Origin of the sequence: Microbacterium sp. BH-3-3-3 (assembly GCF_007679045.1) — a bacterium.
GTDB lineage: Bacteria > Actinomycetota > Actinomycetes > Actinomycetales > Microbacteriaceae > Microbacterium > Microbacterium algihabitans.
Genome location: NZ_VEFS01000001.1, coordinates 567,739 through 585,550, shown reverse-complemented (window position 1 = coordinate 585,550; position 17,812 = coordinate 567,739). Strand labels below are relative to the sequence as shown.

17 protein-coding genes are annotated in these 17,812 nt (G+C 69.9%); 2 read left to right on the top strand and 15 right to left on the bottom strand.

The features are described 5' to 3' along the window. Positions 1–23: 23 nt before the first annotated feature. The 15 genes from FS769_RS02750 to sdhC all read right to left on the bottom strand — a co-directional run bounded on the left by FS769_RS02750 (position 24) and on the right by sdhC (position 15,084). Positions 24–1,478 carry an MFS transporter gene (locus FS769_RS02750; RefSeq protein ID WP_144829059.1) on the bottom strand — a complete coding sequence of 485 codons (1,455 nt, stop codon included), beginning with the start codon at positions 1,476–1,478 and terminating at the stop codon, positions 24–26. Between the two features lie 180 nt (positions 1,479–1,658). Next, positions 1,659–2,012, bottom strand: coding sequence for a Fe-S protein (locus FS769_RS02745; RefSeq protein WP_144829056.1), 354 nt, complete (start codon positions 2,010–2,012; stop codon positions 1,659–1,661). Positions 2,013–2,441: 429 nt separating this feature from the next. After that, positions 2,442–2,915 (bottom strand): 6,7-dimethyl-8-ribityllumazine synthase, encoded by a 474-nt coding sequence (ribH, locus tag FS769_RS02740; RefSeq protein WP_144829053.1) that lies wholly within the window; start codon positions 2,913–2,915, stop codon positions 2,442–2,444. Continuing rightward, positions 2,915–4,183: a GTP cyclohydrolase II gene (gene ribA, locus FS769_RS02735; RefSeq protein WP_144829050.1), complete on the bottom strand. Its 1,269-nt coding sequence runs from the start codon at positions 4,181–4,183 to the stop codon at positions 2,915–2,917. The genes ribH and ribA overlap by 1 nt, the downstream gene beginning before the upstream one ends. Further along, positions 4,180–4,836 carry a riboflavin synthase gene (locus FS769_RS02730; RefSeq protein ID WP_144829047.1) on the bottom strand — a complete coding sequence of 219 codons (657 nt, stop codon included), beginning with the start codon at positions 4,834–4,836 and terminating at the stop codon, positions 4,180–4,182. Before FS769_RS02730 ends, ribA begins: the two co-directional genes overlap by 4 nt. Then, positions 4,836–5,909, bottom strand: coding sequence for a bifunctional diaminohydroxyphosphoribosylaminopyrimidine deaminase/5-amino-6-(5-phosphoribosylamino)uracil reductase RibD (ribD, locus tag FS769_RS02725; protein ID WP_144829044.1), 1,074 nt, complete (start codon positions 5,907–5,909; stop codon positions 4,836–4,838). Before ribD ends, FS769_RS02730 begins: the two co-directional genes overlap by 1 nt. A 467-nt stretch (positions 5,910–6,376) precedes the next feature. After that, positions 6,377–7,240, bottom strand: a complete 864-nt coding sequence (locus FS769_RS02720; protein WP_144829041.1) for an Fpg/Nei family DNA glycosylase — start codon at positions 7,238–7,240, stop codon at positions 6,377–6,379. Positions 7,241–7,292: 52 nt separating this feature from the next. Further along, positions 7,293–7,850 carry a GNAT family N-acetyltransferase gene (locus FS769_RS02715; protein ID WP_144829038.1) on the bottom strand — a complete coding sequence of 186 codons (558 nt, stop codon included), beginning with the start codon at positions 7,848–7,850 and terminating at the stop codon, positions 7,293–7,295. Positions 7,851–8,003: 153 nt separating this feature from the next. After that, positions 8,004–9,008, bottom strand: coding sequence for a tryptophan--tRNA ligase (gene trpS, locus FS769_RS02710; RefSeq protein ID WP_144829036.1), 1,005 nt, complete (start codon positions 9,006–9,008; stop codon positions 8,004–8,006). A gap of 206 nt (positions 9,009–9,214) precedes the next feature. Beyond that, entirely contained in the window at positions 9,215–10,063 is an 849-nt protein-coding gene (locus FS769_RS02705; protein WP_144829034.1) for an exodeoxyribonuclease III, read from the bottom strand. A 91-nt stretch (positions 10,064–10,154) separates the two neighbouring features. Then, positions 10,155–11,354, bottom strand: coding sequence for a YihY/virulence factor BrkB family protein (locus FS769_RS02700; protein WP_144829032.1), 1,200 nt, complete (start codon positions 11,352–11,354; stop codon positions 10,155–10,157). Positions 11,355–11,516: 162 nt separating this feature from the next. After that, complete coding sequence (locus FS769_RS02695; RefSeq protein ID WP_144829030.1) at positions 11,517–12,302, bottom strand: succinate dehydrogenase iron-sulfur subunit; 786 nt, start codon at positions 12,300–12,302, stop codon at positions 11,517–11,519. A 1-nt stretch (position 12,303) separates the two neighbouring features. Further along, positions 12,304–14,133: a succinate dehydrogenase flavoprotein subunit gene (gene sdhA / locus FS769_RS02690; protein WP_144829028.1), complete on the bottom strand. Its 1,830-nt coding sequence runs from the start codon at positions 14,131–14,133 to the stop codon at positions 12,304–12,306. A 58-nt stretch (positions 14,134–14,191) separates the two neighbouring features. Then, positions 14,192–14,650 (bottom strand): succinate dehydrogenase hydrophobic membrane anchor subunit, encoded by a 459-nt coding sequence (locus FS769_RS02685; protein WP_144829026.1) that lies wholly within the window; start codon positions 14,648–14,650, stop codon positions 14,192–14,194. Beyond that, positions 14,650–15,084, bottom strand: a complete 435-nt coding sequence (gene sdhC, locus FS769_RS02680; RefSeq protein ID WP_144829024.1) for a succinate dehydrogenase, cytochrome b556 subunit — start codon at positions 15,082–15,084, stop codon at positions 14,650–14,652. Before sdhC ends, FS769_RS02685 begins: the two co-directional genes overlap by 1 nt. A 212-nt stretch (positions 15,085–15,296) precedes the next feature. On the opposite strand from sdhC, the gene FS769_RS02675 reads away from it, so the two are divergent. Together FS769_RS02675 and FS769_RS02670 are read left to right on the top strand one after the other, a co-directional pair. Then, the gene (locus tag FS769_RS02675) at positions 15,297–16,415 is read left to right on the top strand and encodes a mannose-1-phosphate guanylyltransferase (protein ID WP_144829022.1); all 1,119 of its coding nucleotides are present in this window, start codon (positions 15,297–15,299) and stop codon (positions 16,413–16,415) included. Between the two features lie 194 nt (positions 16,416–16,609). Next, positions 16,610–17,716, top strand: a complete 1,107-nt coding sequence (locus FS769_RS02670) for a BMP family protein (protein ID WP_230704284.1) — start codon at positions 16,610–16,612, stop codon at positions 17,714–17,716. Positions 17,717–17,812 lie beyond the last annotated feature (96 nt).

The window sequence follows — 17,812 nt, the reverse complement described above, 5'->3', positions numbered from 1 at the left end:
CGGTGTCCGATGCGAACGCGTGGTTACGGCGCGGTCGCTCCGGCGGCGATGTTGTCGTCGTAGTCGACGTCCTTCGTCTCGGGCGAGAGCACGAGAGCGATGAGCGTCAGCACGCCCATGACCGAGAGGTACACGCCCACGAGCCACGGGTTGCCGTCGCCGGCGGCCCACAGCGCGACCGCGACGATCGGCGCGAGGGCGGCGCCCAGGATCGACGAGACGTTGTAGGAGATCGCCGAGCCGGTGTAGCGGGTGTTGGTCGGGAACAGTTCCGGCAGCACCGCGCCCATCGGGCCGAACGTCGCACCCATGAGCAGGAAGCCCAACACCAGGAACGCCTGCACCAGCGCTCCGGTGAACTTCGGGTCGGCCGCGGGCAGCAGGAACACTGAGAACAGCAGACCGAACACGATGATCGCGATGGTCACGCCGATGAGCAGGCGCTTACGGCCGATCGCGTCGGCGACGGGGCCGGAGAGCATCGTGAAGACGCCGAAGAACACCACGCCGATGATCTGCATGATCACGAAGTCGGTGTAGCCGAATCCGAGGCCGGGCACGTAGGCGGCGGCGTCGAACGCGGTGCCGGCCTTCTCGGCCGCGGCGGCGGCTCCCTCGGCGGTGGGCTTGGTGCCGTACGACAGCGTGAAGCTCGTCATCAGGTAGAAGAGCACGTAGGTCGCCAGCATGATGAACGTGCCGAGGATCAGCTGCTTCCAGTTGCGGCGGAGCACCTCGCCGAGCGGGAACTTGCGGATCGCGCCGCTCTTCTCGGCCTTCGCGAACGACTCGCTCTCGACGAGCTTGAGGCGCACGTAGAGGCCGACGATGACCATGATCGCCGAGAACAGGAACGGCACGCGCCAGCCCCAGGTGAGGAACTCGGCGGAGCGCTGAGCGGTGCCGTCGGGGTGCGGCAGCGCGAAGTTGATCACGAGGAACACCGTGTTGGCGATGATGAAGCCGATCGGGGCGCCCAGCTGCGGGAACGTGCCGAACAGGGCGCGCTTGCCCCTCGGGGCGTTCTCGGTGGCGACCAGCGCCGCGCCCGACCACTCGCCGCCGAGGGCGAAGCCCTGCGCGAGACGCATGATCAGCAGCAGCACCGCGGCCCAGACGCCAATCTCGTTGAAGGTCGGCAGGCAGCCGATGAGGAAGGTCGCGACACCCATTGTGAGAAGGGATGCCACGAGGGTGGCCTTGCGGCCGAAGCGGTCGCCGAAGTGGCCGAACACGACGGCACCGAGGGGGCGCGCGACCATCGCGGCGCCGAAGACGCTGAACGACAGCAGCAGCGAGGTGGTCTCGTTGCCGGTGGGGAAGAAGAGCACGGGGAACACGAGCACGGCCGCCGTGGCGTACGCGTAGAAGTCGTAGAACTCGATCGTGGTGCCGATGAGGCTCGCGGTGATGACGCGCGAACGCGGGTTGGCCGGTGCGGCCGGGGTCGAGCGAGTGGAGGGGGATGACGTGGTCATGACTGCCTGACGGGAAGGGTCTTCGTTCGCGTCCGGGGTGGGGCGCAGCGGTGGCGCGCAGCGGTCACGGGGGTGGTGGTGAGAGAGCGCACGGGCGGAGGCACCGGCGACGTCCCCGAGTGAGGGGCGTCTAGACCCTCCAGTCTATGCGCGCGCTGAGCGTGGCCCCGACGCGGGTGGTCAGCGCCAGATGACGGCGAGACCGGCGTTGAGCAGGGCCAGGATGCCGATGGGCCAGAAGATCGCCGGAGACAGCGACCCGGTGCGCTTCTGTCGGGCCGAGCCGATGCCCAACAGTGCGCCGATGATGAGCAGCACGACGAGCTTCACGCCGATCTTGGCGTAGTTGAGGTCGTGGTCGAGGCCCCAGGGAGCCGAGAGAGCGAGGCCCGTCACGAGGGAGATGACCAGCGCGTAGTTCATCAGCGGGGTCACGCGGATGCGGCGGGCGACGGCCTCGACGACCCACGCGCCGAAGAGGATGGCGAAGCCGACGAGGTGGACCAGGACGACGACGTTCCGCAGGATCTCCATACCCGTCAGGGTAGGGATACCGCGGCAGCGCCGCCAGCAAGGCGGGCCTCACAGCCCGCGCGGCCGCTGAGCCCGTCCCGCGAGCGGTCCCTGAGCTTGTCGAAGGGCCGCCCCCGACCCGCGGACGTCCAGTGGCTTCGACAGGCTCAGCCACCTCGCTTCGGCCTCGACCCGCGGACGCCCGGTGGCTTCGACAGGCTCAGCCACCTCGCTTCGGCCCCGTCCCGCGGACGCCCGGTGGCTTCGACAGGCTCAGCCACCTCGCTTTGGCCCTGAGCCCGCGCGCGGTCCCTGAGCTTGTCGAAGGGCCGCCCCCCCGACCCGCGGGCCCCTCGGTGGCTTCGACAGGCTCAGCCACCTCCCTCCGGCCCGCGAACGCGAACGGGCCCGGCGACCGCAGAGGTCGCCGGGCCCGTCGTGAAGAACGCGTCAGCTGCGCAGCTCGCGCAGCACGAGGGCGGTGCGGATCGCGGCATCCGCGGCCTCTTCGCCCTTGTCCTCCTTGGAGCCTTCCAGGCCCGCACGGTCGAGGCCCTGCTGCTCGTCGTCCAGCGTCAGCACGCCGAAGCCGACGGGCTTGCCGGCGTCGAGCGCGACGCGGGTCAGGCCGTCGGTGGCCGCCGACGAGACGAACTCGAAGTGCGGCGTGCCGCCCCGGATGATCACGCCCAGGGCCACCACGGCATCCGCCCCGCCCTCGAAGGCCGCGCTCGCGGCGACGGGCAGCTCGAACGAGCCGGGGACGCGCACGACGCGGTAGGTCGCGCCGGTCGCGTCGAGCACGCGCTTCGCGCCCGCGATCAGACCGTTCGTGATGACCTCGTGCCACGTTCCCGCGACCACGACGACGTTCAGACCCGACGCGTCGACGCCGCCGGTCTCGGGTGCTCCACTGCCGGCCATCAGGCGCTCTCTTCCTTCATGTGCGCGAGGGCGTCGCGCAGGTCGTCCTCGGCGATGATGTGACCCATGCGGTCGCGCTTCGTCTCGAGGTACTGGTGGTTGTTCGGGCCTACGCCCACGAGCAGCGGAACCTGCTCGACGACGTCGAGACCGAAGCCGCGCAGCTGCGCGACCTTGTCGGTGTTGTTCGTCAGCAGGCGCACCTTCTCGACGCCGAGGTCGGTCAGGATGCCGGCGGCGGCGGCGTAGTCGCGCGCGTCGGCGGGCAGGCCGAGGGCGAGGTTGGCGTCGACGGTGTCCATGCCGCGCTCCTGCAGGTTGTAGGCGCGCAGCTTGTTGATCAGGCCGATGCCGCGACCCTCGTGTCCGCGCATGTAGATCACGATGCCGCCGTCGCGGTCGATCGTGTCGAGGGCCGCCTCGAGCTGCGGACCGCACTCGCACTTGAGCGAACCGAAGGCCTCACCCGTCAGGCACTCGGAGTGCACCCGCACGAGCGGGGCTTCGTCGGACAGGTCGCCCGACACGACGGCGAGGTGGTCGGTGCCGGTGATGCGGTCCTTGTACGCGAGGAAGCGGAAGGTGCCGTGCGAGGTGGGCACGTTCGACTCGGCGCGCAGGCTCACCCGGCGGCGGGCGGGAGCGGTCGCGGGCAGCGGGTCGGTCTCGTTGAGGTAGCCGATGAGCTGCTCGATCGTGATGACCGGGATGCCGTCGCGCTCGCCGAGCTCGAAGAGTCCGGGCAGGCGCATCATGCTGCCGTCTTCGGCGACGACCTCGGCGATCGCGCCGACGGGCTCGAGTCCCGCGAGGCGCATGAGGTCGACCGCGGCCTCGGTGTGGCCCGCGCGCTCGCGCACGCCGCCGTCGACGGCGCGCAGCGGCAGCACATGTCCGGGGCGGATGAGGCTGGTCGGAACCGACGCGGGGTCGGACAGCACGTTGAGGGTGCGCGCGCGGTCGGCGGCGCTGATGCCGGTGGTGACCCCGGATGCCGCGTCGACGCTGACCGTGTACGCGGTGCCGCGGGCGTCCTGGTTGACCTCGACCATGGGCGGCAGGTCGAGGCGGTCGGCCCACTCGCCGGGCATGGGGGCGCAGACGTATCCGCTGGACCACCGCACGGTCCAGGCGAGCCACTCGGGGGTCGCGAGCTGCGCCGAGATGATGACGTCGCCCTCGTTCTCGCGGTTCTCGTCGTCGGCGACCAGGATCGGTCGACCCTGACGCAGGGCCTCCAGGGCCTCGGGGATGGTGGACAGGCTCATCGGGAGCCCCTCTCGGTCTGTGCGGCGGTCGCCGCGGGATTCTCTGTCGTGCGGAAGGCGAGCATGCGCTGGACATGACGGGCCAGGATGTCGGTTTCGAGATTCACGGGGGTGCCGGCTTCGGCGCGGCCGAGGGTCGTGGCCTCGAGCGTTTCGGGGATCAGCGAGACCTCGAGCCACGGCTCGGGCTCGGAGGCTTCGCTCACGGCGCTGACGGTGAGCGAGACGCCGTCGATCGCGATCGACCCCTTGTCGACCACGAGTGGGGCGAGGTGGGCCGGGATACCGACACGCACGACGCTCCACTGCGCGCCGGGCCGCACCTCGCGCACGACGCCGGTGCCGTCGATGTGGCCCTGCACGATGTGCCCGCCCAGGCGTCCGTGCGCGGCGGTCGCGCGCTCGAGGTTGACCGGGAGGCCCGGGGCGACGCCCGCGAGCGTCGACATGTCGAGGGTCTGCTTCATCACGTCGGCGCTGAACCAGTCATCGCCCTGGTCGACGACGGTGAGGCACACGCCGCTCACCGAGATCGAGTCGCCGTGGCCGGCGTCCGACACCGACAGGGGGGCGCGCAGGGTCAGGCGCACGCCGTCGCCCGACGGCTCGACGGCCGTGACGGCGCCGATCTCTTCGACGATTCCGGTGAACATCAGGCGTCTCCTTCGTTCTCGCCCGCGGTCGCGGGCACAGTCTCGGGGTTTCGGGGCCCGGTCTCGGCCGGGCGGGCGACGATCAGCAGGTCGTCGCCGAGGGGGGTGACGGATGCCACGGTCAGGCGCTTCGCCGCGTCGATGCTCGGCACGCCCACATCTCCCAGAGCGAGGCGCGAACCGCCCAGCAGCACGGGGGCGACATAGACGAGCAGTTCGTCGGCGAGACCCTCGCGCACGAACGCGCTCGCCAGCGTCGGCCCGCCCTCGACGAACACGCGCTGCACGCCCTGTTCGGCGAGGTCGGCGAGCACCGCGTGCAGGTCGTGCGTCGAACAGAAGAGGGGGTCGCGGGGGTGGCGGCGCACCGCGGCATCCGGAGCCGTCTCGCTCTCGCCGATGATCACGGGCATCGGCTGGTGCTCGAGCAGCGTCCCGTCGTCCGCTCGCGCGGTCAGCGCGGGGTCGTCGGAGCGCACGGTGCCCGTGCCGGCGACGATCGCGTCGGCCTGCGCACGGCGCGCATGCACGTCGCGTCGGGCGTCGGGTCCGGTGATCCACTGGCTCGTGCCGTCGTCGGCGGCGGCGCGACCGTCGAGGCTCTGCGCCCACTTGACCGTGACGTGCGGGCGGCCGGTGCGCTGCAGGTGCGTCCAGTCGGCGACGAGCGCCTCGGCGGCATCCGCCTCGGGTCCCGACTCGACGTCGACGCCGGCTGCGCGCAGGCGATCGGCGCCGCCGGCCGCGGCGTCGGTGGGGTCGTCGAGCGCGAAGACCACGCGGGCGACTCCCGCCTCGATGAGCGCGACGGCGCAGGGGCCGGTGCGACCGGTGTGGTTGCACGGCTCGAGGGTCACGACGGCGGTCGCCCCGCGGGCGTCGCCGGGGGCGAGCTGCGAGAGCGCGTCGACCTCGGCGTGGGCGGTGCCGGCTCCGCGGTGGAAGCCTTCGGCGAGGATCTCGCCCTCGGGCGAGAGGATCACGGCGCCGACCTGCGGGTTGAGCCCGCGCGGGCCGCGCCGGGCGAGCTGCAGCGCTCGCCGCATGGCGTCGATCTCGACGGCGGATGCCATTTCCCTGTCCTTCCCGCGGATTCGGGGCAGGGCCAGCGGGAAGGCGCGTCGCGCCGTCCGTGCTGCCTCCTATCCGGACTAGCGAGGGCTGACCCTCGCATCACCGTCGGTCCCGGAATTCCACCGGATCGGCCCCACCACGTGAGCGGAGGGGTTCGCGGACTATCACCGCCGGTTCGGATTCTCACCGACCCCGGAGCACGTTTTTGCTCTTCGGAGTCTACTCAACGCCGCTCGAGCGGTTTCATTCCCCGTCACGCGGCGACGTTTCGTGGTACTCCCGCGCCGGGGCGCGGAGGCGCACACCTTGGCCGGACGCGCGCAGCGGGGCGGCAACGCGGGCATCGTGGCTGGCCGCGCGCATCGGGGCGCCGACGCGTGCAGGGGCGCGGGCGCACGGTCCGTGGCCGGAGCGCGCATCGCGGCGCGGACGCGCGCACCCTGGCCGGAACCACCGTGGCGTCGGGTCACTTCAGCAGTCGCGACAGCCGGCGGTCGGCGAGCAGCTTTCCGCCCGTCTGGCAGGTGGGGCAGTACTCGAGGGAGTTGTCGGCGAAGAACACGCTGCGCACCTCATCGCCGCAGACGGGGCACGCCTCGCCGCGCCGCCCGTGTACGCGCATGCCTCGCCGTTTGGCATCCTTCAACTCCGCCGGCGGTTTGCCGCGGGCCGCCTCGATCGCCTCGGCCAGCGTCGTCGTCATCGCGCCGTAGAGGTGGTCGACCTCGGCATCCGACAGATTCGCCGCCAGCGCGTACGGCGACATCTTGGCCGCGTGCAGGATCTCGTCGGAGTAGGCGTTGCCGACCCCCGCGATGATCGACTGGTCGCGCAGCACGCCCTTGATCTGCGTGCGACGGCCCTCGAGCAGCGAGCCGAACGTCGCGCGGTCGAAGCCGGCGCTCAGCGGGTCGGGACCGAGCCGCGCGATGCCCGGCACCTCGGCGGGGGAGCGCACGGCGTACACGGCGAGCGACTTCTTGGTACCGGCCTCGGTGAGGTCGAACCCCGAGCCGTCGTCGAAACCGACCCGCAGCGCGATCGGCGTCTTGCCGGGCTTGATGATCGTCGCGGGCAGCGCGTCGTACCACCGCAGCCACCCCGCCTTGGCGAGGTGGAACACCAGGTGCACGCCCGCATCGGTCGAGACGTCGACGAACTTGCCGTGGCGATCGACACCCGTCACGTGCGCCCCGACCAGCGCGGTGAGCGGCGGGTCGTAAGTCTTCAGTGCGTTGATGGCCGACACGGTGGCCTTGTCGACACGCAGTCCCGTCACGCGCCCGCGCAGGTATTCGACGAGCCCCTCGACCTCTGGCATCTCCGGCATGCGGCCATGCTGCCACGGACCTCCGACATCGGCGCAGGCCCTTGCCCCCGGCCTACAGCACGGGCCAGGGTTGCGGGTCGCGGTCGTCGGAGCGCAGCAGCCCGCCCACCCACATGTCGGAGCGCCCCAGCGAGTTCACGCCCGCCTGCCGCAGCAGCCCTTCATAGCGGAACCCCACCGTCTGCGCCACGCGCGCCGACCCGGCGTTGCCCACGACCGCACGCCACTCGATGCGCTGCACCGCCGGCCGTTCGGCGGCGAAGCCCCAGCCGACCACGGCCCGCACCGCCTCGGTGGCCAGCCCCTGCCCGCGCACGCTCGACGAGACCCAGTAGCCGATCTCGGGACCACCCGACGGCAGTTTCGCCAGGCCCACCATGCCGACCAGTCGCCCTTCGAGGCGGATCGCCCACGTCGCCTCCGACCCCTCGCCCCACCACGTGCGCGTCAGTTCGACGAACGTCTCGGCGTCGGCCGGAAGGTAGGGCGACGGCACCGTCGTGAACCGCTGGATCGCGGCATCCTGACACTCCGCGTGGATCGCAGCCACGTCGCTCTCGCGCGGCGCCGACAGCTCGAGGCGGGCGGTGCGCAGGATCTCCGGTTCCATCCGGCCACGCTACCGGTCGCGGCGGGCCTGTCCGCGGCACAGCTTACGCAGGAGTCGTGCCGCTTGCGCCGAGCACCTGCCGCCTAGCCCCGCCCCCGAACCACGACGCCCGCGCGACTCAGCGAGTCGCGCGGGCGTCGAACAGCCGAAAACTCAGCCGCGGCGGAGCAGGCCGATGCGGTCGTACACGTCGCTGAGGGTCTTCTCGGCGACGGATGCCGCTTTGCCGGCGTTCACGGCGAGCACGCGATCGAGCTCGGCGGGGTCGTCGAGCAGTTCCGTGGCCCGCGCACGCACCGGCTCGAACTCGTTGACGACGACCTCGGCGAGGCCCTTCTTGAAGTCGCCGTACCCGCGGCCCGCGTACTCGTCTTCGATCGAGGTGATCTCGCGGCCGGTGAGGGCCGAGTAGATGACGAGCAGGTTCGACACGCCGGGCTTGGTCTCGCGGTCGAAGCGCACCGACCCCTCCGAGTCGGTCATGGCGCGCATGATCTTCTTCGCGCTGACCTTGGGGTCGTCGAGCAGCCACAGCACGCCCGCGTCGGACTCCGCCGACTTCGACATCTTGGCCGTGGGGTTCTGCAGGTCGTAGATGCGGGCGGTCTCGCGCTGGATCACGGGCTTCGGCACGGTGAAGGTCTCGCCGAAGCGCTGGTTGAAGCGCTCGGCCAGGTCGCGCGTGAGCTCGATGTGCTGCTTCTGGTCGTCGCCGACGGGCACGACGTCGGTCTGGTACAGCAGGATGTCGGCGGCCATCAGCACCGGGTAGGTGAAGAGGCCGACGTTGGTGGCATCGGTGCCGTAGCGGGCCGACTTGTCTTTGAACTGGGTCATGCGCCCGGCCTCGCCGAAGCCCGTGAGGGTCGACAGCACCCACTGCAGCTCGGCGTGCGCGGGCACGTGCGACTGCACGTACAGCGTGGAGCGCGAGGGCTCGATGCCGGCGGCGATGTACTGGGCGGCGGTGCGGCGGGTCTTCTCGCGACGCTCGGCGGGGTCGCCGGGCTGCGTCAGGGCGTGCAGGTCGACGACCGAGAAGAAGGCGTCGTACTGGTCCTGGAGGTCGCGCCACTGCAGGAGGGCCCCGATGTAGTTGCCGATCTGAAGGCTGTCGGCGGAGGGCTGCATTCCGGAGTAGAGGCGCTCGGTGGTCACCGTACGATCCTAGGCCGCGTGCGCGGGGCCGACCTTCCGTCCGAAAAGGGTCCGGATGCCGATACCCGGCCCCCGGCGACGACCACAGTGCTCCGCGCTCGGCGTTAAGCGACCGGATGCCGAGGTCGGGAGGGTCCGCGCGCGACGCGCACCGTGGCCCACGGCGGCACCCGCTGCCCGGCCGACGACCGGTGCGACGCCCGAGGTCAGCGCCCGAGCGTGTAGTCGACGATCACGGGGGAGTGATCGCTCCACCGGGTGTCGTACGACGGAGCGCGGTCGACCCGGTAGGAGGTGACGCGCTCGGCCAGGGCGGGAGTGGCGACGTGGTAGTCGATGCGCCAGCCGCTGTCGGTGTCGAACGCCTTTCCGCGCATCGACCAGAACGTGTACGGCCCCTCGATCTCGCCCATGGCGCGGCGGCCCACGTCGATCCAGCCGAGGCCGGTGCCGGTCGACCCGTCGACGCCCTCGACCTGCTCGCCCGCGGGGCCGAAGAAGCGGTCGAAGTAGGCCCGCTCGCGCGGGAGGAAGCCGGCGTTCTTGCGGTTGCCGCGCCAGTTCTTGATGTCGAGCTCGCGGTGGCCGACGTTCAGGTCGCCGGTGACGAGGGCCAGCTCGCTCGAGGCGGCGAGCTCGGCGAGGCGGCGCTCCATCGCGTCGAGGAACAGCCACTTCGCGTCTTGCTTGGGGGTGTCGACCTCGCCGCTGTGCACGTAGGCGCTGACGATGGTGACGGTCTCGCCGTCGATGTCGAAGTCGGTCTCGATCCACCGGCCCGACGCGTCGAGCGGCTCGGGGCCGAGGTGCGTGCGGGTCTCGACGCCGGGCAGACGGCTGATGATGGCGACTCCCGCGCGCCCCTTCGCGAGGGCTTCGTCGTTGACGATCTCCCACCCGGGGAGGGCCTCGGCGAGCTGGTCGGCGGTGGCCCGCACCTCTTGCAGGGTGACGATGTCGGCGCCGGAGGCGTCGAGCCACTCGACCATGCCCTTGCGGACGGCGGCACGGATGCCATTGACGTTGACGGAGACGATACGCACGGAACGAGCCACCCCACGAGCCTATCCACGACCTCCGACATCGAGCCCGTGCGGGCGGGACGGGGCTGCGCGCCCGGCCGCCGGCATCGGGATCCGAACCCGCTCAGTCGGGCAGCAGCGACGTCCGCCGCGGAGCGGGCACGTCGGCCTCGGCCCGCGCGAGGTTCTTCTCGGCGGCGATCACCCGACGCTTCGCACGCCAGCGCAGCGGCCATCGCGACATCGCGAACGCCTTCTCGGCCTCGCGCAGACCCACCTGGGCGGCGATGACGAGGGCGGCCTGCTCCATCGCCCGGCGGTCTTCGGGGGAGCGCAGCGGCACGTCGCGATCGCCCGCGGCCACCGCGATCCACGCCGCCGACACGAGGATCACGATGCCGATGAAGCGGAACCACAGCAGGAATCCGATGAGCACCGTGAAGGTCGCCAGCAGCGGGTTCGAGGGGGTGTAGACGAAGAGGAAACCGGCGGCCACCTGCAGCACGACGATGCCGGTCGCCCCGACGATGGCGCCGGGCCACGCGCGCCGCCACGACAGCGTCGTGCCGGTCAAGAAGCGGAACAGCGAGGCGAGGGCGACGGTGTTGATGCCGAACGCCACGACGAGCGAGACCAGGCGCGCCCCGATCGACCAGCCGAGGGTCTCGCGATCCCACCCGATGAGCCCGAACACGAGGTCGACGGCGCCGGTGGTCACCGAACCCAGCAGAGCGCCGACGAGCAGCGAGATACCGAACAGCACCGAGGCCACGAAGTCGCGGGCCTTGAGCATCACGTAGTTGCGCAGGTCGAAGGGGAGCCCGAAGGTGTCGCGCACGGCGCGACGGGTGAAGGTAACGAAGCCGATCGCCGTCCAGACGACCACCACGACGGCGACGATGCCGGTGACGGTGAGCAGGCGCCCGCTCTCCTGCGCCACAGCCTCGACCTGGTCGCGGTCGACGAGTCCGTTCTCGCTGATCAGCCCGGGGATGTAGCTGTTGACGATGCGGATGAGCCCGGTGATCGCGCTCGTGCTGCCGCCCAGCCAGATACCCACGCCCGCGAACGCGAGGTACAGCGCCGAGAAGACGGCGAACAATCCCTGGTAGCTCATGCCGGCGGCGAGCAGGAAGCCGTTGTGTCGCAGGAAGTGCCGCCAGACCCGGATCGGGAACCACTGCGCGATGCGCTGCGCCCGCGCGAGGGGCTGGTCGAGTCGCCCGCGCACCGCCGTCTGGGCCTCCGCGAGGCGCTCCCGCAACGAGGTGTCCTCGGCGCGCACCGCGGGCAGCGGACGCGGGTCGGGGGCGGTCTCGGTCACCTGGAAAGCCTAGATGAACGGATGCCGGGGGCTCGCGTTGCGCCGGGTCGCGGCATCCGGACCCCCCTTTCCACCGGCGGAAGGTCACCCGGAAACGCGGAACGGCGGGGCGCCCCCTTCGACAAGCTCAGGGACCGCACCCGCCGTTCGAGAGGCTGAGGGTCAGCGACCGCCGCGGAGGACGGCCTGCTTGACCTCGGCGATGGCCTTGGTGACCTCGATGCCGCGCGGGCACGCCTCGGTGCAGTTGAAGGTGGTGCGGCAGCGCCACACGCCCTCTTTGTCGTTGAGGATGTCGAGGCGCACATCGCCCGCGTCGTCGCGCGAGTCGAAGATGAAGCGGTGCGCGTTGACGATCGCGGCGGGACCGAAGTACTGACCGTCGGTCCAGAACACGGGGCACGACGAGGTGCACGCGGCGCACAGGATGCACTTGGTGGTGTCGTCGAAGACCTCGCGGTCGACGATCGACTGCACGCGCTCCTTTCCGGCCTCGGGCTTCGAGTTCGAGATGAGGAAGGGCTGCACCTCGCGGTAGGAGGCGAAGAACGGCTCCATGTCGACGATGAGGTCCTTCTCGAGGGGCAGACCCTTGATCGCCTCGACGTAGATCGGCTGCGAGATGTCGAGATCCTTGATCAGCGTCTTGCAGGCGAGACGGTTGCGGCCGTTGATGCGCATGGCATCCGATCCGCAGATGCCGTGCGCGCAGGAGCGGCGGAATGACAGCGAGCCGTCGACCTCCCACTTGATCTTGTGCAGGGCGTCGAGCACGCGGTCGGTGGAGTAGAGCTCCACGTCGTAATCGACCCAACGCGGCTCGTCGTCGACCTCGGGGTCGAAGCGACGGATGTTGAAGGTGACGAGGAACGACTGGATCCCGGTGTCTTCGGGGGTCTCCACGACCTCGTCGGAGGTGTCTACGGTCTCGACGACGGTGGATGCCATCTCAGTACTTCCTCTCCAGCGGCGGGTAGCGGAGCTCCCCGGCCTCGTTCTTGGTGAACACCACGGGCTTCCAGCCGAGTTCGATGTGATCGGCCGGGTGCGACGAGTGGGGGTCGCCCGACAGGTACGCCATGGTGTGCTGCATGTAGTTCTCGTCGTCGCGCGTGGGGAAGTCGTCGCGCATGTGACCGCCGCGGCTCTCCTCGCGGTTCTGCGCCGAGTAGACGACGACCTCGGCGAGGTCGAGCAGGAAGCCCAGCTCGACGGCCTCGAGCAGGTCGGTGTTGAAGCGCTTGCCCTTGTCGTCGACGTGGATGTTCTTGTAACGCTCGCGCAGATCGGCGATCACGTCCATGACGTGGGCCAGCGACTCGTGCGTGCGGAACACCTGCGCGCCCTTGTCCATCTCGTCCTGCAGCGTCTTGCGCAGCACCGCGATGCGCTCGGTTCCGCTGTTGTTGCGCAGGTCTTCGATGAGCCCGCGCACCTCGGCGGCGGGGTCTTCGGGGAGCGGCACGAAGTCGGCGGTCTTGACGTACTCGACGGCGTTGCGGCCGGCGCGCTTGCCGAAGACGTTGATGTCGAGCAGCGAGTTGGTGCCGAGGCGGTTCGAGCCGTGCACCGAGACGCACGCGCACTCACCGGCGGCGTACAGGCCCGGGACGACGGTGTCGTTGTCGGCGAGCACCTCGGCTTTGATGTTGGTGGGGATGCCGCCCATCGCGTAGTGCGCGGTCGGCATGACCGGCACCGGCTCGACCACCGGGTCGACGCCCAGGTAGGTGCGGGCGAATTCGGTGATGTCGGGGAGCTTGGTCTCGAGCACCTCGGCGCCCAGGTGCGTGCAGTCCAGCAGCACGTAGTCGCGGTGGGGGCCGGCGCCGCGGCCTTCGGCTACTTCCTGCACCATGCAGCGGGCGACGATGTCGCGGGGCGCGAGGTCTTTGATGGTGGGGGCGTAGCGCTCCATGAAGCGCTCACCGCTCGCGTTACGCAGGATCGCGCCCTCACCGCGGGCACCCTCGGTGAGAAGGATGCCGAGACCGGCGAGGCCGGTCGGGTGGAACTGGAAGAACTCCATGTCCTCCAGCGGCAGGCCCTTGCGCCACACGATGCCGACGCCGTCACCGGTGAGGGTGTGGGCGTTGGAGGTGGTCTTGAAGATCTTGCCGAAACCGCCGGTCGCGAAGATGACGGCCTTCGACTGGAACACGTGCAGCTCGCCCGTGGCCAGGTCGTAGGCCACGACACCGGCGACCTGGGTCTTGCCGGCGTCATCCTTCACGGTGACGAGGTCGAGCACGTAGAACTCGTTGAAGAAGTTGATGCCGAGCTTGACGCAGTTCTGGAACAGCGTCTGCAGGATCATGTGACCGGTGCGGTCGGCGGCGTAGCAGGCACGGCGCACGGGCGTCTTGCCGTGGTCGGCGGTGTGCCCGCCGAAACGGCGCTGGTCGATCTTGCCCTCGGGCGTGCGGTTGAACGGCAGGCCCATGTTCTCGAGGTCGATGACGGCGTCGATGGCCTCTTTGGCGAGGATCTCCGCGGCATCCTGGTCGACGAGGTAGTCGCCGCCCTTGATGGTGTCGAAGGTGTGCCACTCCCAGGAGTCCTCTTCGACGTTGGCCAGCGCCGCGGCCATGCCGCCCTGCGCCGCGCCGGTGTGCGAACGCGTGGGGTAGAGCTTCGAGATGACGGCGGTCTTCGCGCCGGGGCCGGCCTCGATGGCCGCGCGCATGCCCGCGCCGCCGGCGCCGACGATGACGACGTCGAACTGGTGGTAGTGGACGCCGTCTTTGACGATCGAGTCCGAACTGGTCTGAGTGCTCACGTGTGCAATGCCTCTGCTGTCAGGGGGAAGACGTCGGGGGAGAAGGGATGCCGTCGGCTCAGGCCGCGCGGCACACGTCCCACAGGCTGCTGGACTCGGTCACGCCGATGCAGGGGTCGAAGGTGAAGACCACGAGAGTGCCGAGCAGGATGAGGAATCCGGCCGAGACCCACAGGGAGCCGACGAGGATCTTCCGGACGGTTGCGTTGCCGACGTAGTCGTTGACGATCGTGCGCATGCCGTTGGCGCCGTGGATCAGGGCGAGCCAGAGCATCAGCACGTCCCACCACTGCCAGAACGGCGAGGCGAGCTTGCCCGCGACGAACGCGAAGTCGATCTGGTGGATGCCCTCGCCGGTCATCAGGTTGACGAAGAGGTGGCCGAAGATCAGGACGATCAGCAGCACGCCGGAGGCGCGCATGTAGATCCAGCCCCACTTCTCGAGGTTGGAGCCCTTCTTGCGCACGCTGGGCGTGCGGGGGGCGGGGATCGTGGCGGCTTCTTGGGCGACGGACATCAGTGGCTCCCGGTGACGGCGCTGAAGACGTTGATCAGGTGGCGCGGGGTGAACCCGAGCATCGTGACGACCCACAGGCCCAGCACGCCCCACCACAGCTGACGCTGGTGGCGCGTGGCCCAGGGCCAGAAGTCCACGAGGATGATGCGCAGGCCGTTGAACGCGTGGTACGCGATCGCGGCCACCAGGGCCACCTCGCCGAGACCCATGATCGGGTTCTTGTACTGCGCGATGACGGCGTCGTATGCCTCGGGCGAGACGCGGATGAGCGCCGTGTCGAGGATGTGCACCAGGAGGAAGAAGAAGATGGCGACGCCGGTGATGCGGTGAAGCACCCACGACCACATTCCTTCGCGACCCCGGTACAGAGTGCCGCGGGGCCTCTTCGAGGTTGTCTCTTTCACCGACGGCGTGGCACGTGCTGGTGCTGACACGGTCGTCCTCCCTGATCGAACACGGTGTGGGGCCTCGCACGGGCCCCGAGCGTCACACGGGCGCCATTGAATACTACGGCCGGGCTATGAACGGCGGGGATTAGGGGCGCCTAAGACTCTCTCGATATCGAGATATCCCGGATGCCGTTCACCCGGTGTTCCGTCCCCTGCGCGCGCGGGAAGAACGGGGTGCGAACGCTAGTGTCGGTGCCATGGCACACCCTGCGATCGACGATTTCTACGCCGTGATCCCCGCCGGAGGGATCGGCAGCCGGTTGTGGCCCTTGTCCCGGGCCGACGCACCCAAGTTCCTCCACGACCTCACCGGCTCGGGACAGACGCTCCTGCGCGACACGTGGGACCGCCTCGCCCCGCTGTCGGGCGACGACCGCATCGCCGTCGTCACCGGTCGCGCGCACCGCGCCGCGGTCGAGCGCGAGCTGCCGGGCGTTCCCGACCACAACGTGTTCCTCGAGTCGGAGCCGCGCGACTCGTCGGCCGCGATCGGGCTCGCTGCGGCGATCCTCGTGCGCCGCGAGCCCGACGTGATCATCGGCTCGTTCGCGGCCGACCACGTCATCCGCCAGACGCGGCAGTTCGAGTTCGCGGTGCACCAGGCCGTGGCCGTCGCCCGCGAGGGCTACATCTGCACGATCGGCATCCAGCCGGCCGAACCCTCGGTCGGCTTCGGCTACATCAAGCAGGCGGCCGAGCTGATCGTCGAGGGCGCCCCCGAGGCCTACATCGTCGAGCGCTTCGTCGAGAAGCCCGACCTCGAGACGGCGAAGGAGTACTTCGCCGACCGCGCCTACCTGTGGAACGCGGGCATGTTCATCACCCGCGCCGACGTGCTGCTGGCGGAGCTCGCCGTCAACGAGCCCGAGCTGCACGCGGGTCTGCTCGAACTGGCCGAGGCCTGGGACGACCGCGAGCGCCGCGGCCCCGCGGTCGACCGCATCTGGCCGGGTCTGAAGAAGATCGCGATCGACTACTCCGTCGCCGAGCCCGCGGCCGAGAAGGGCCGGCTGGCCGTCATCCCCGGGCACTTCGACTGGGACGACGTGGGCGACTTCGCCAGCCTGTCCAAGCTCAACTCCTCGGGCGGCCGCAACGAGCTCGCCATCCTCGGCGAAGACGCGCGGGTGCTCTCCGACGCCTCCAGCGGCATCGTGGTCTCGCAGACCAAGCGCGTCATCAGCCTCATCGGCGTGCGCGACATCGTCGTGGTCGACACACCCGACGCGCTCCTGGTCACGACCAGCGAGAACGCCCAGCGCGTGAAGGGCGTCGTGGACGCGCTCAAGCTGACCGGTCGCGGCGACGTGCTCTGAGACCGGATGCCACACCACGTGGCATCCGGTGCCTTCGGGCGGAGGGCGTGTGGCGGTCTCATGACGCGAGATTGCGTCTTTGTAACCATTGGCTCGCACGGCGGCTCCCCGGTCACGAGCACCGCGACACAGTAGGTAACGTGACGGGATCGTCCCCCGAACCCGTTGGGGGCATCCGTCTTGGAGGACCATTCGTGAAGACCACGAAGAAGGCCGTCGTCAGCGGCCTCGCCATGATCGGCGCCGCGGCGCTGCTCGCCGGTTGCGGCGCCGCACCCGAGAGCAACGGCGCATCCGGTGGTGCCGCTGCCGGCGCCAGCGACTACCTGCCCTGCATGGTGTCCGACTCGGGTGGATTCGACGACAAGTCGTTCAACCAGCTCGGCAAGGAGGGCCTCGACGCCGCCGCGTCGGAGCTCGGCTCGAAGAAGCCCATCGAGGTGCAGTCGCAGTCCGAGACCGACTTCGCGTCGAACCTGCAGAACCTGGTCGACCAGGGCTGCAACACCATCATCACCGTCGGCTTCCTGCTGGCGCCCGCTGCCCTCGAGTCGGCCACGGCCAACCCCGACCTGCAGTACGTCTCGATCGACGACACCGTCGACCAGAACTTCGACGGCAAGACCGACGCCCCCAACATCAAGCCGATCATCTTCGACACCGCTCAGGCGGCGTACCTCGCCGGCTACCTGGCCGCGGGCACCTCGAAGACCGGTGTCGTGGGCACCTTCGGCGGCATGAACATCCCGACCGTGACGATCTTCATGGACGGCTTCGCGCAGGGCGTCGAGAAGTACAACACCGACAACGGCGCCAACGTCCGCGTGGTCGGCTGGGACCGCACCGCCAAGGACGGCTCGTTCACCGGTGGCTTCGAGGCCAACGACACCGCTCGTCAGACCGCTCAGGCCCTGATCGACCAGAACGTCGACGTGCTGCTGCCCGTCGGTGGCCCGATCTACCAGTCGGCCGCCGTCGCCATCCAGGACGCCGGTCGCGAGATCGCGCTCGTCGGCGTGGACGCCGACGTGTTCGAGACCGACCCCTCGATCGGCAGCCTGCTGCTCACCTCGATTCTCAAGGGCATCGACGTGGGTACGAAGGACGCCATCGTCGCCGCGGGCGAGGGCAACTTCGACGTCACCCCGTTCATCGGCACGCTCGAGAACGACGGTGTGGGCATCGCCCCGTACCACGACTGGTCCGACCGCGTGTCGTCCGACCTCACCTCGAAGGTCGACGCCCTGAAGGCCGACATCATCAGCGGCAAGATCAAGGTCGAGTCCTACCTGGCCGGCTGAGTCCGCTCGCTGTGCGGGGGAGGTCGGCGCACGCCGGCCTCCCCCTCCCTTGTGAGGCGGCGGTTTCTCCGCCTCACGCCCGGATCGGGACCGCTC